General features: G+C 74.9%; 11 protein-coding genes. 5 read left to right on the top strand and 6 right to left on the bottom strand.

Annotated features, from left to right (window positions below; genetic code table 11):
- Positions 1–93 precede the first annotated feature (93 nt).
- Entirely contained in the window at positions 94–963 is an 870-nt protein-coding gene (locus ABRQ22_RS11670; RefSeq protein ID WP_353706848.1) for a LytTR family DNA-binding domain-containing protein, read from the bottom strand.
- On the bottom strand, positions 960–2162 hold the full coding sequence (locus tag ABRQ22_RS11665; RefSeq protein ID WP_253054867.1) for a histidine kinase: 1203 nt from the start codon (positions 2160–2162) through the stop codon (positions 960–962). Before ABRQ22_RS11665 ends, ABRQ22_RS11670 begins: the two co-directional genes overlap by 4 nt.
- An 86-nt stretch (positions 2163–2248) precedes the next feature.
- Here ABRQ22_RS11665 and ABRQ22_RS11660 point away from each other — a divergent pair, with 86 nt between their 5' ends.
- Together ABRQ22_RS11660 and ABRQ22_RS11655 are read left to right on the top strand one after the other, a co-directional pair.
- Complete coding sequence (locus tag ABRQ22_RS11660) at positions 2249–3214, top strand: iron-siderophore ABC transporter substrate-binding protein (protein WP_353706847.1); 966 nt, start codon at positions 2249–2251, stop codon at positions 3212–3214.
- Positions 3201–4148, top strand: coding sequence for a siderophore-interacting protein (locus ABRQ22_RS11655; protein ID WP_353706846.1), 948 nt, complete (start codon positions 3201–3203; stop codon positions 4146–4148). The genes ABRQ22_RS11660 and ABRQ22_RS11655 overlap by 14 nt, the downstream gene beginning before the upstream one ends.
- Before the next feature lie 39 nt (positions 4149–4187).
- Here ABRQ22_RS11655 and ABRQ22_RS11650 read toward each other — a convergent pair whose 3' ends face one another.
- The 4 genes from ABRQ22_RS11650 to ABRQ22_RS11635 form a co-directional block, all read right to left on the bottom strand.
- A complete protein-coding gene (locus ABRQ22_RS11650; RefSeq protein WP_353706845.1) occupies positions 4188–4847 on the bottom strand; it encodes a hypothetical protein in 660 nt (219 codons plus the stop codon).
- Positions 4840–5370, bottom strand: a complete 531-nt coding sequence (locus ABRQ22_RS11645) for a hypothetical protein (protein ID WP_353706844.1) — start codon at positions 5368–5370, stop codon at positions 4840–4842. The genes ABRQ22_RS11650 and ABRQ22_RS11645 overlap by 8 nt, the downstream gene beginning before the upstream one ends.
- A 145-nt stretch (positions 5371–5515) precedes the next feature.
- Complete coding sequence (locus ABRQ22_RS11640) at positions 5516–5806, bottom strand: YbdD/YjiX family protein (protein ID WP_308202341.1); 291 nt, start codon at positions 5804–5806, stop codon at positions 5516–5518.
- Positions 5803–8088 (bottom strand): carbon starvation CstA family protein, encoded by a 2286-nt coding sequence (locus ABRQ22_RS11635; protein WP_353706843.1) that lies wholly within the window; start codon positions 8086–8088, stop codon positions 5803–5805. The genes ABRQ22_RS11640 and ABRQ22_RS11635 overlap by 4 nt, the downstream gene beginning before the upstream one ends.
- A gap of 197 nt (positions 8089–8285) precedes the next feature.
- On the opposite strand from ABRQ22_RS11635, the gene ABRQ22_RS11630 reads away from it, so the two are divergent.
- From ABRQ22_RS11630 to ABRQ22_RS11620, 3 genes are all read left to right on the top strand, one after another.
- A complete protein-coding gene (locus ABRQ22_RS11630) occupies positions 8286–11030 on the top strand; it encodes a hypothetical protein (RefSeq protein WP_353706842.1) in 2745 nt (914 codons plus the stop codon).
- Between the two features lie 73 nt (positions 11031–11103).
- Positions 11104–11829 carry a hypothetical protein gene (locus tag ABRQ22_RS11625; protein ID WP_353706841.1) on the top strand — a complete coding sequence of 242 codons (726 nt, stop codon included), beginning with the start codon at positions 11104–11106 and terminating at the stop codon, positions 11827–11829.
- Positions 11830–11868: 39 nt separating this feature from the next.
- The gene (locus ABRQ22_RS11620; RefSeq protein ID WP_353706840.1) at positions 11869–12423 is read left to right on the top strand and encodes a GNAT family N-acetyltransferase; all 555 of its coding nucleotides are present in this window, start codon (positions 11869–11871) and stop codon (positions 12421–12423) included.
- The last annotated feature ends 6 nt before the right edge of the window (positions 12424–12429 follow it).

Below are 12429 nucleotides of genomic sequence, written 5' to 3'. Positions count from 1 at the left end.
TCCGGGCCGGGGGATGCACCCCGGGGTGCGGCTCTCGACCGGGAGCGCGTCCGTCGTCGGGCGGGGGCGGGGCCGACGAGGGGTCCGGGCCGCTCACGACGGGCCCCGGTGGGGACCGAGCAGCGCCTCCCGCACGGCCGGGACCATGCGGCGGCTCACCGGCACCTCGTGCCCCGCCACGACGAGCGCGGGCTGCGCCCCGCCGAACCGCGCCGCGGTCACGGCGGCCCGGTCCACGAGGTACGACCGGTGGACGCGCAGGAACCCGGCGGGCGCCCACCGCTCCTCGAGGTCGGACAGCGGCTCGCGCACGAGGAACTGCTCGGTGTCCGTGACGAGGCGCGAGTAGTCGCCCTGCGCCTGGACCCACCGCACCGCGCTGCGGCGGACGAGGCGCGTCGTCGTCCCGACCGTCACGACGAGCGTCTCGTCCTCCGGGGCCTCGCGCGGCGGGGCGGCCGGCGCGGCGGGAGGGGCGGCGCTCGCGGGCGGCGACCCTGCGCCGTCGGGCACGCCGCCGGCCCTGACACCTCGCCCGGCGCGGTCCGCGACGCGCTCCACGACCCGGTCGACGGCGCGCGTCAGGCGCTCGCGGCGCACGGGCTTGAGCACGTAGTCGACGGCCTCGACGTCGAACGCCTCGAGCGCGCGGGCCTCGTCCGCGGTGACGAACACGACCGCGGGGCGGTCGGCGAACCGCGAGAGCGCGCGAGCCAGGTCGAGGCCGGTCAGCCCGGGCATGTGGATGTCGAGGAACGCCGCGTCGACCGTGCGCGAGGAGAGCTCGCGCAGCGCCTCCGACCCGGTCGCGACGCCGAGCACGGTCCGCACGCGCGGGTCGCGCCGCAGCAGGGCGACGAGCTCGTCGAGCACGGGCCGCTCGTCGTCGGCGACGAGCACGTCCAGCCCGACGGCGGCCGGGTCCTGGGGCGCCGGGCCGGGGGCCGGGTCGGTGCCGGTCACGGCACGCTCACCTCCGTCTCGTGCAGGGGCTGGGAGCGGGGCACGCGCAGGCGCACGAGCGTGCCGGAGCCGGGGGCGGTCTCGATGTCGAGCGCGTGGTCGTCGCCGTAGAGCTGGCGCACGCGCCGGTCGACGTTGCGCAGGCCCACGTGCTCGCTCCCGCGCGACGTGAGGAGCTCGCGCACGACGGCCGGGTCCATGCCGACGCCGTCGTCCTCCACCGTGATCTCCGTCTGGGTGCCCTCGTCGCGCGCGGTGATGACGATCGTCCCGCCCCGCTCCTGGGGTTCGAGGCCGTGCCGGACCGCGTTCTCGACGAGCGGCTGCACCGACAGGAAGGGGATGACGGCCGTGAGGGACTCGGGCGCGATCTGCAGGGTCACGGCGAGGCGCTCGCCGAACCGGGCCCGTTCCAGCTCGACGTAGGAGTGGATGGAGCGCAGCTCGTCGGCGAGGGTCGTGAAGTCGCCGCGGCCGCGGAACGAGTAGCGCGTGAAGTCGGCGAAGTCGAGCACGAGGTCGCGCGCCCGTTCCGGGTCCGTGCTGATGAACGACGCGATGGCGCCGAGCGCGTTGTAGACGAAGTGGGGGCTGATCTGGGCGCGCAGCGCGCGCAGCTCGGCCTGTGCGAGCGCGGTGCGCGAGGCCTCGAGCTCGCCGAGCTCGAGCTGCGCCGAGCACCACTGCGCGACCTCGCCCGTCGCGCGCACGAGCGGCGGGCGCACCGTGCCCGCGAACGCGACGACGACGCCCGCGACGCGCCCGCCCGTCACGACCGGCGCCCCGACGGCGTCCGCGACGTCGCCGCCCGCCTCGTCGCCGTCCTTGTGGTCCCGGCTCTCGACGTGCCGCCGACCGGTGGCGAGCACCCGCTCGGCGACCCGGCGCGCGTCGGGCTCCAGCGTCGTGCTGCCGTCGAGCGCGACCGCGCCCTCGGCCGTGACGACGGCGAGCGCGTCCGCGCCGAGGAGCTGGCGCAGCGAGCGGGCCGCGCGCCCGACGTCGTCGCCGTCGAGCCCGCCCCGCAGGTGCGTCGCGGCACGCGACGCGAGGTGCAGGGTGCGGAACGTCGCGCGGTCCGAGTCGCTCCCGAGCTCGCGCGACCCGCGCGCGAGCCGCCACGCGAGCACGAGCCCGAGGGTGAGCAGCACGCCCACGACGAGACCGGCGACGGCGCCGGCGAACACGGGCCCGGACATGCAGCGATCGTAACCAGCGTCACGTCCCGTCCTGTGTCCGCACGAAGGTAAGGTGAGGCAACCCTACGGAAGGCGAAGGAACCCCTGTGCCCATCTCCCGGACCACCTCGTCCAGCCCTCGCGTGCGCGGCGTGCTCGCCGGTGCCGTCGTGCTCGCCTCCGGTCTGCTCGCGGCCTGCTCGTCCGACCCCGCGCCCGCCGCGACCGGTACGCCCGCGCCGGACGACACCGCGTCGGGGTATGCCGTCGAGCACGCGCGGGGGACCGCCGAGCTCGACGCGGCGCCCCTGCGCGTCGTGACGCTCGAGCCCGTCGAGACGGACACCGCGGTCGCGCTCGGCGTCGTCCCCGTGGGCGCCGCCGTGCTGAGCGTCGAGGCGGGCGTGCCCGCGTACCTCGGCGAGGAGGCGCAGTCGATCGAGGTCGTCGGGACCGTGCCCGAGCCGAGCCTCGAGGCCATCGCGGCGCTCGAGCCGGACCTCATCCTCGGCACGGAGTCACGCCACTCCGACCTCTACGACCAGCTCGCGAGCGTGGCACCGACCGTCTTCATGGCGACCCAGACCGACCCGTGGCAGGAGAACGTGCTGCTCGTCGGCCGCGCGCTCGGCCGCGAGACGGACGCCCAGGCCCTGCTCGACGCCTACGACGCGCGGTGCGCCCAGCTCCAGGAGGACTACGACGTCAGCGGGACGGCGCAGCTCCTGCGCCCGCGCGACGGCATCGTGTCCGCCTACGGGCCCCGGTCGTTCGCCGGCAGCACGCTCGAGTGCGTCGGGTTCTCGACGCCGGCGCAGGACTGGGGCCAGGACATCTCGGTCGACCTCTCGCCCGAGCGCGTGACCGAGGCCGCTGCCGACCTCGTCCTCGTCTCGGCCGCCGACCCCGACGACGCGTCCGCGGTCCCGGCCGAGATCCCGCTCAACGCGGCGTCGTTCCCCGACGTGCGCGTCGTCGACCAGTCGTACTGGATCAGCGGCGTCGGCCCGCTCGGTGGCCAGGCCGTGCTCGACGACGTCGAGCAGTTCCTCCAGGACCGTGCCGGGTCCTGACCGGCCGGCCGGGCCTCCGGTCGCGGTCGGGAGCCCGGCCGGGAGCACGGTCGGGGGCGAGGCCGGGTGCCGGTTCCACCGGTCGCCCAACGTCCTCTTCCCGACGGCGGTCGTGCGCGTGCACGACGTCGGCCCGCGCCTGGTGCGCGTGACCCTCGCGGGCCCTGACCTGGCGGGGTGCGCCGACGTCGGGCTCGACCAGCGCGTGAAGATCCTCCTGCCCGGACCGGGAGCGGACGAGCTCGCGCGGCGGGCGCGCCTGGCGGGCGAGAGCGCGTGGCGGCGCGAGTGGGCGGCGCTCGACGACGCGGTGCGTCCGGTGATGCGGTCGTACACGCCCGTCGCCGTCCGGTCGCGGGACGCCGAGGTGGACCTCGACGTGTACCTGCACGAGCCGGCGGGCCCGGCGAGCGCCTGGGCGCGGCGCGCGGCGCCCGGCGACCGCGTGCTGCTGTCCGCGCCGCACGTGCGGTTCGGCGTGACCGACCACGGCACCCAGTGGGACCCGGGGCCGGACGTCGCGCACGTGCTGCTCGTCGGGGACGAGACCTCGGCGCCCGCGGTGCGCGGCATCCTCGCGAGCCTGCGTCCCGACGTGCGGGCGCACGTCCTCGTCGAGGCCGACGACCCGGCGGACGCGCCGGTCGGCGACGTGCCCGGGACCGTGCGCGTCCAGCACGTACGCCGCCGCCGTGGGGGCGAGCGGGCCGTGCTGGGCGCGGTCCGCGCCTGGGCGGTCGAGCACGGCCGGTCCGCGGCCGACGCGGGCGCGGGCTTCTACGCGTGGTGCGCGACGGAGAGCGCGACCGTCGCGCGGGTCCGCGCCGAGCTCGTGGCGGCGGGGATCCAGAGGTCGCGCGTGCACGCGCAGGGCTACTGGCACGACCGGGCCCGGCGAGAGGCGGAGCCGGACGACGGCGCGGCGCGCGCCTGAGGACCGCACGTGTCCTCCGGGGCCACGCCCTCGCGACGCTCAGACGAGGATCGCGACCACGACGACGAACACCACGACGCACGCCAGCAGCGTGCCGATCCCGACCAGCAGGGCGAGCGCGACCGGGTGGGCCTGCGGCCAGGGCACGAGCCGCCGGTCGAACGCACGGAGCTGGACCGGCGTGACCGGCTGGTGCCAGGGCGTGAGCGGGACGCCGCGGCGCGCCAGGTCGAGCGCGACGGTCGAGAGCTGGTCGCGGTCCCACATCTGCCCGACGAGCAGGAGCAGCCGCTTGGTCGGCCCGACCACGATGAGGTGGTGCGTCGCTCCGGCCGCCCCGAACGCCATGCGGTCCACGGTGACGACGCGGTCGACGTCCGCGACCGTGAACCGCTTCGACCGGCCCCAGCCGTGCACGGTGTACGTCCCGTCGCCGAGGACGATCCGCGCGCGGTCGACCATGCGGCGCGCGAGCGCGTACGTCAGCGGGATCATCGCGAGCGCGAACGCGAGGAGGCCGAGGGCGAGCCACGGGTAGCCGCCCATGATCGCCGCCGGGAGCTGAGCGAGGCCCACGAGCGGCGCGAGGATCGAGATCACCGTCATGTTGGAGCGCAGCACCTGACGCTTCGCCGCGTCGCCCATGGCCAGCACGGTCAGGGCCGGGACCGTCCCGCGACCCGCGATCGCCTCAGCCACGGCGGAAGAGCTTTCGCCCGGTGGCCGGGTGCAGGGGCGACCCCGCCGGGATCTCGACGGCGTTCGCCCAGACCGGGACGTCGTCCGGGCGCAGCGCGCCGGCGCGGACGGCACGGTCGCACAGGCCGCGGGCGACGGCGCCGAGGCTCTCGCGGCACGAGAAGGCGCCGTCGACCAGGGACAGGGCGACGGTCGTGGCGGGAGCGTGGCCCGTCCCCGGGTCGAGCGGGCCGACCGTCGCGACGGCCCGGCCGTGCGAGACGAACGCCGTCGCGCGCGGGGTGACCCAGCGCAGCACGTCGAGGTCGTCGAGGAAGAAGGCGCGACCGGCGCCCCCGATCTCCCACAGCGCCGCACCGGCCTGGTGGGCGGCGTCCGAGGCACGGCGCTTCCAGCGCTGGGAGCCGAACGCCTCGGCGACCCAGCCGGCCGCCGTCGCCGGATCGGTGGCGAGCGCGACCGACACGGTGGGGATCTGACCGCGCGGCGGGTCGAGCGTGATGGGAACAGGAGGACGAGCCACGCGGTCACGCTAGCGCTCCGGAGGCGCCGTCCGCGCCCGCGGGCCAGGTGCCGAACACGACGTCGGTGTCGTTATCGGGTGGATAACGACACCGACGTCGTGCTCGACGGCGCGCAGGGTCGTGCTCGACCGGCTAGAGGGCCGGTCAGCAGCAGCGCGAGCCCGGGTTGGCGTCCTGCTCGGCGTGGCGCATGCGCCAGAACTCGCGCTCGGTCATCACGACCCCGCCCGGGTGCACCGCGCGCTGGTGCGCGGCGTAGGTCGCGTACGCGTCGTCGCCCATGACCTGCCGCACGTACCAGCGGACGGACGCGGCGCCGTCGCGCACCCGACGGGCGACGCCCGCCGCGAGCGCGGGGAGACGGGAGCGGGACCCCGCCGCGACGGCCGGGACGACCGTCGCGGCGGAGCCCTGCGAGCCCTGCCGCACCGTCACCGGTGCCCCGTCGCGGCAGGACGCTTCTCGGGCGGCAGGGCCGCCCACTCCTTCTGGATCTCCTTCTCGGCCTTCGTCGCGAACAGGTCGGCTGGGGCGAACCGGCGCGACGCGACGGGCGGGTCCTCGTGGTTCGTGCCGCCGCCGTCGCGCAGCGCCTTCGCGGTCACGAGGACCGACGCGACGATGACGACGATCGCGAGGACGACGAACACGATCGACAGCGTGCCCTGGACGAACGTGTTGCGGACGACCGCCTCCATGGCCTCGACCGAGCCGGCGGTGCCGAACGACGTCTCGCCGGCGGCGAGCGCGTCCTGGAACGCGTCGTGGTTGGCCCAGTACCCGACCGCGGGGACGGGCGAGAAGATCTTCTCGATCGACGCCCAGATGGTGATGACCGCGGTGAACGCGAGCGGCGCCGCGACGATCCACAGCCAGCGCTGGTAGCTGCGCCCGCGCTTGGCGACGATCGCCAGCACGACGGCGAGCGCGATGGCCGCGAGGAGCTGGTTCGCGATGCCGAACAGCGGGAAGAACGTGTTGATCCCGCCGAGCGGGTCGGTCACGCCGAGGTAGAGGATCGATCCCCACCCGGCGACCATGACCGCGGTGCACAACCACACCCCGGGCCGCCACGTCACGTCCCGGAACCTCGGCACGACGTTGCCGATCGTGTCCTGGAGCATGAACCGCGCGACGCGCGTGCCGGCGTCGACGGCGGTGAGGATGAACAGCGCCTCGAACATGATCGCGAAGTGGTACCAGAAGCCCATCATCGCGGTGCCGCCCACGAGCTGCTGCATGATGTGCGCGAGGCCCAGCGCGAGCGTGGGGGCGCCGCCCGTGCGGGACACGATCGACGGCTCACCGACGGCCTCGGCCGTGGACGTGAGCATGTCCGGCGTGAGGTTGACGCCCATGAGGCCGAGCCCGTTGACGAACGCGACCGCGCCCTCCACGGTGCCCCCGGTCGCGGCCGCGGACGAGTTCATCGCGAAGTAGATGCCGCGGTCGATGGAGATCGCGGCGACGAGCGCCATGATCGCGACGAACGACTCCATGAGCATGCCGCCGTAGCCGATGAAGCGCGTCTGGCGCTCCTTCTCGACGAGCTTGGGCGTCGTGCCCGACGCGATGAGGGCGTGGAACCCGGACAGGGCACCGCACGCGATCGTCACGAACAGGAAGGGCCAGAGGGCGCCGGACACCACCGGGCCGGTCTCGCCGCTCGCGAACTCGCTGATCGCGGGGACGGTGATCTCCGGTCGCACGACGATCACCGCGACGGCGAGGACGACGATGACGCCGACCTTCATGAACGTCGACAGGTAGTCGCGCGGGGCGAGCAGGAGCCACACGGGCAGGACGGCGGCGACGAAGCCGTAGACGATCACCCCGACGGCGATGGTCGTGCGGTCGAGGGTGAAGAGGTCGGCGCCCCACGCGGTGTCGGCGATCCAGCCGCCGCCGATGATCGCGGCGAGCAGCAGGACGAAGCCGATGACCGAGACCTCGGTGATCTTGCCCGGGCGGAGGTAGCGCAGGTAGACGCCCATGAAGAGCGCGATCGGGATCGTCATCGACACGGAGAACACGCCCCACGGGCTCTCGCCGAGCGCGTTGACGACGACGAGCGCGAGGATCGCGACGATGATGATCATGATGAGCAGCGACGCGACGATCGCGGCGGTGCCGCCCACGCGGCCGAGCTCCTGGCGCGCCATCTGGCCGATGGTCCGCCCGCCGCGGCGCATGGAGAAGAACAGCACGAGGTAGTCCTGCACCGCGCCCGCGAGCACGACGCCGACGATGATCCAGATCGTGCCCGGCAGGTACCCCATCTGGGCGGCGAGCACCGGGCCGACGAGCGGGCCGGCGCCGGCGATGGCGGCGAAGTGGTGGCCGAACAGCACGTGGCGGTCGGTCGGGACGTAGTCCTTGCCGTCCTCGCGCGACTCGGCGGGCGTCGCCCGGCGGTCGTCGGGGCGCGTGATGTAGCGCTCGATGACCTTGGAGTAGAAGCGGTACCCGATGAGGTACGTGCACACGGCGGCGAACACGAACCAGATCGCGTTGACGGTCTCGCCGCGGACGACCGCGAGCATGACCCAGGCGATGCCGCCGAGCAGCGAGATCGCGACCCAGAGGGCGATCTTCTGCGGGGTCCAGCGGGTCCGGGTGCGGTCCTCGGGCACCGCCGTGGGGGGCAGCGACGGGTCCGGCACGATCTCCGGCTCGTCGGGGGCGGCGTTCCGCGCCGCGCGGGTGTCTGTCGTCATCGAGCCTCTCCAGGGTCGCGTCGTTGCGTCCGACCTCGGAAGGCTAGGGAGCCCGCGCGGGGGTGATCCAGGTCACGTCGACCGGCGGTCGAGGTGTGCGACGAACGGTGCCCCGCGTGCGACGAACGGCGCCCGCCGCGCGTCGCGACGAGCCCGGCGATACGTTCGATCCGACCCTGCCGGAGGTGCCCGTACCGATGCCGTCCCCCTCGCCGCCGCACTCGACGCACCCGACGTCCCGCACGCCCGGTCCCGCCGCGGCGCTCGCGGCGGTCGTCGCGCTCGTGGTCGTCCTCGGCACCGTCCTCGCGCTCGCCGCGACCGGTGCCCTGCCCGCGTCCGCGCAGGCCGAGACGGGAAGGCTCTCGCTCTTCAAGCGCATCGAGAACCTCGACACGGGCTCGTCGGAGGGGCGGCGGGAGCTGTGGACGATGCACGCGCGGAACCTCGAGACCGGAGAGGTGGTCGAGGGCGACGGCCTCAACGGCGTGCAGTCGCTCGAGGTCCCGGCGGGCACGTACCGGATCTGGGAGACGGGCGGCGTCGCAGGCTTCCGGTTCCAGAACTGGAACTGCGGCGGGGAGGACATCCTCGACCCCACTCCCGACGTCGTCGTCCCGCCCGGCGGCACGCTCACGTGCACGGTGGACAACGAGGCGATCTCTCCGACCCTCACGCTCGTCAAGGAGGTGGTCGGGGGCACGGCGTCGCCCGCGGACTGGACGCTGCGGGCGCAGGGACCGTCGTCGATCGCCGGGCCTTCCGGGTCCGACGCGGTGACCGACCAGGCGGTCCGCATCGGCCAGTACACCCTCTCCGAGGAGGGCGGACCGGCCGGCTACCGCGACGACGGGTGGGTGTGCGAGGGCGCGGAGGTCGTCGGGAGCACGGTGACGATCGACCTCGCCGACTCGGTGACGTGCGTCGTCACCAACGTCGCGCCGGTCGTGCCGACCGTGCCGACGCTGACCCTCGTCAAGGAGGTCGTCGGCGGGCCGGCCACGGCAGCAGACTGGACGCTCACGGCGGAGAACGGCGCGGCGACCCTCACCGGAACCACGGGGGACGCGGCGGTCACTGCGGCCGAGGTGAGCCCCGGGCGGTACGCACTGTCCGAGGACGGTCCCGCCGGGTACGACGGCGCGTGGTCGTGCACGGGCGCGACGTCGGGCGACGGCTCGGACGGCGCCGTGACCGTCGCCGAGGGCGACGACGTCGTCTGCACGGCCACGAACACGTGGGCCGGCGGCACCCTCACGCTCGTCAAGGAGCTCGCGGGCGAGACCCTCGCCCGCCCCGTCGACTGGACGCTCAGCGCGACCGGGTCGGACGCCGAGGTCGTGGGCCGCTCCGGGACCGCGGCGGTCACGGACGTCCCGGTGCCCGCGGGCGCCTACACGCTCGCGGAGGACGGCTGGTCGGGCTTCACCGCGGGCGACTGGGTGTGCGACGGCGGCCCGGTGACCGGCGCCGTCGTGACGATCGAGCCGGGCGCGGACGTCACGTGCACGATCGTCAATACGCCCCTGCCCTCGCGGCTCACCCTCGTCAAGGTGGTCGACGGCGGACCCGCGGCTCCTCGGGACTGGACGCTGTCCGCGACCGGTCCCCAGGCCGACGGGACGACCGGGGCGATCTCCGGCCCCTCGGGCGGCGCGGCGGTGAGCCACGTCGACGTGGGGGAGGGGATCCACGAGCTGTCGGAGTCCGGCGGGCCCGAGGGGTACGAGCCGGGGGAGTGGGTCTGCGTCGGCGGGGTCCAGCTCGGCGGTGCGAGCGTGCTCGTCGGGCCGGACGACGACGTGGTCTGCACCGTGACCAACACCTACGTGGGGTCGATGCTGACCCTCGTGAAGGTCGTCGTCGGCGGGTCGGGCGACCCGGAGGCGTGGACCCTCACGGCGACCGACGCGGGCGGGCAGACCGTCGCGAGCGGGCCGGTGGGCAGCGACGCGGTCACCGCGGTGCCGCTCCCACCCGGGGCCTACGACCTGGCGGAGTCGGGGGGCTACAGCGGCTACGCGTCGGAGGGGTGGACGTGCGGGCCCGCACCGGTCGAGGGGTCGACGGTGACGCTCGGTCCCGGCGACGACGTCACGTGCGTCGTGACGAACCGGGCCGAGCTGCCGCACCTCACGCTCGTCAAGGAGCTCGACGACCGCGGCTTCACCGGCGACGTCGCCGCGACGGACTGGACCCTGACCGCCACGGGCGAGGGGCGGGAGATCTCGGGTGTCACCGGGTCCGCCGACGTGTCGCACGTGACCGTCGCGCCCGGCCGGTACCTCCTGTCCGAGTCCGGAGGTCCGGACGGCTGGACGGCCCTGCGCTGGGTGTGCGACGACGCGCGCGTCGTGCAGACGCCGCAGGCCGGGTCGCTGATCTCGACCGTCGTGGTGGAGCCGGGCGACGACGTGACGTGCACGGTCACCAACCACTGGCTCGCGGGCACGCTGACGCTCCACAAGGAGGTGGTCGACGGCGCCGCGCCCGCCGACGACTGGCAGCTCACCGCCGCGGGACCGACGGCGATCTCCGGCTTCGACGGCAGCGAGGACGTCACGCTCGTCCCGGTGGCCGCCGGGACGTACGACCTCACCGAGTCGGGCAGCGACTGGGACTACACCCAGGAGGAGTGGGCGTGCGACGGCGGCGTGCTCGTCGACGCGGACACCGTGCGGGTCGACGACGGCGCGGACGTCGAGTGCACGGTGGTGAACACGGTCCTGGACCCGCCGACCCCGACCCCGACCCCGACCGACCCGACCTCGCCCCCGACCGACGGACCGACGCCGGGCACGGACGACACCCCGACGCCGGGAGCGACGCCCGGCGAGGACCTCGCCACGACCGGGACCGACGTCGTCGTGCTGCTCGCCGCGGCCCTCGCGGCGCTCGTCGCGGGCGGGACGCTGCTCGGGGTCCGGCGCCGGCGCGGGTGAGCGGGACCGCTCCGGCCCGCGGCTGACCGCGGCTCGCCGCGCGACACCCGGTCCTGCGGGCTACTGTCCTGCCGTGGCCGACGAGGGCGAGCAGACCGAGCGGACCGCGCAGCCGGAGCAGGTCGCGCGGGCAGGGCAGGGCGACCCGGGCGAGACGAGTGAGACGGCGCAGCACGGCGGGCACGCGGGCCGGTCGTGGCGCGAGACCGTGACCGTCGTGCTGCTCGCGGTGACGGCCGTCCTCACGGCGTGGAGCGGGTTCGAGGCGAGCAAGTGGGGCGGCGAGATGTCGATCGCGTTCTCGCGCGCGTCGACGCAGCGCATCGAGGCTTCGACGCACCGCGCGCACGCGGACACCGCCCGCTCGATCGATCTCCAGGTCTTCAGCCTCTGGCTCGAGGCGTACGCGACGGGGGACACCGAGCTGGAGGAGTTCACGCGCGCGCGCTTCACGCCGCACTTCCGGCCCGCGTTCGAGGAGTGGCTCGCCTCGCGCCCCCTCCAGAACCCCGACGCCGCCCCGAGCCCGTTCGCGCTCGACGCCTACGTCCCGCCGGGAGCCGTCGAGGCGGTCGAGGCCGACGAGCGCGCGGACGCCCTCTTCGCGCAGGCGCTCGTCAACAACCAGCGTGGCGACAACTACACGCTGACCACCGTGCTGTTCGCGCTCGTGCTGTTCTTCGGCGCGTTCGCCGGCCGGTTCCGCTCCGAGCGCGCGGCGTGGGCCATGGTCGGCCTCGCGTGCGCGGTCCTCGTCGTCGGCGTCGTCTTCCTCGCGACCTTCCCCAAGATCGTCTGACCCCGCCTCGGGGGGCGCGCACCCTCGTAGCCTGGGGCCATGCAGACCCTCACGACGGCCCGGCTCACCCTCCGCCCGTGGCAGCCCGACGATGCCGACGCCGCCCTCGACATCTACTCGCGCTGGGACGTCATGCGGTTCATCGGGGTGACGCCACGCGTCCTGGAGCACCGCGACGAGGCGCTGGAGCGGGTCGAGCGCTGGGCAGCCGTCGACGACGGCACGCACGGGGTCTGGGCCGTCGTCCCGCGCGAGGGCGACGGGGCGGACCTGCCGGACGCCGCGCCCGTGGGGACCATCCTGCTCAAGCTCATCCCGGCGTCGGGCACGGGCGACCCGTCGCAGCCCTCGGGCGACACGGAGATCGGGTGGCACTTCCACCCCGACGTGTGGGGGCGCGGCTACGCGACGGAGGCGGCCGCCGCGGTGCTCGCGCACGCCTTCGAGCGCGGGCTCGACCGCGTCGTCGCCGTCACGCACCCCGACAACGCGGCGTCCCAGGCGGTGTGCCGGCGGATCGGCATGACGCACCGCGGCACGACCGACGCGTACTACGACACGACCTGCGAGCTGTTCGACGTGACCGCCCCCTGACGGGAG

The sequence above is a fragment of the Cellulosimicrobium sp. ES-005 genome, assembly GCF_040448685.1.
Lineage (GTDB): Bacteria > Actinomycetota > Actinomycetes > Actinomycetales > Cellulomonadaceae > Cellulosimicrobium > Cellulosimicrobium cellulans_G.
The sequence above is the reverse complement of the archived record's forward strand: the minus strand, read 5'-3'. Positions and strand labels throughout refer to the sequence as shown.

Excerpts from the sequence above, each read along its gene's own strand:
- ABRQ22_RS11665 (WP_253054867.1), bottom strand. The coding sequence starts at position 2,162 with ATGTCCGGGCCCGTGTTCGCCGGCGCCGTCGCCGGTCTCGTCGTGGGC.
- ABRQ22_RS11635 (WP_353706843.1), bottom strand. The coding sequence starts at position 8,088 with ATGACGACAGACACCCGCGCGGCGCGGAACGCCGCCCCCGACGAGCCG.
- ABRQ22_RS11630 (WP_353706842.1), top strand. The coding sequence starts at position 8,286 with ATGCCGTCCCCCTCGCCGCCGCACTCGACGCACCCGACGTCCCGCACG.
- ABRQ22_RS11620 (WP_353706840.1), top strand. The coding sequence starts at position 11,869 with ATGCAGACCCTCACGACGGCCCGGCTCACCCTCCGCCCGTGGCAGCCC.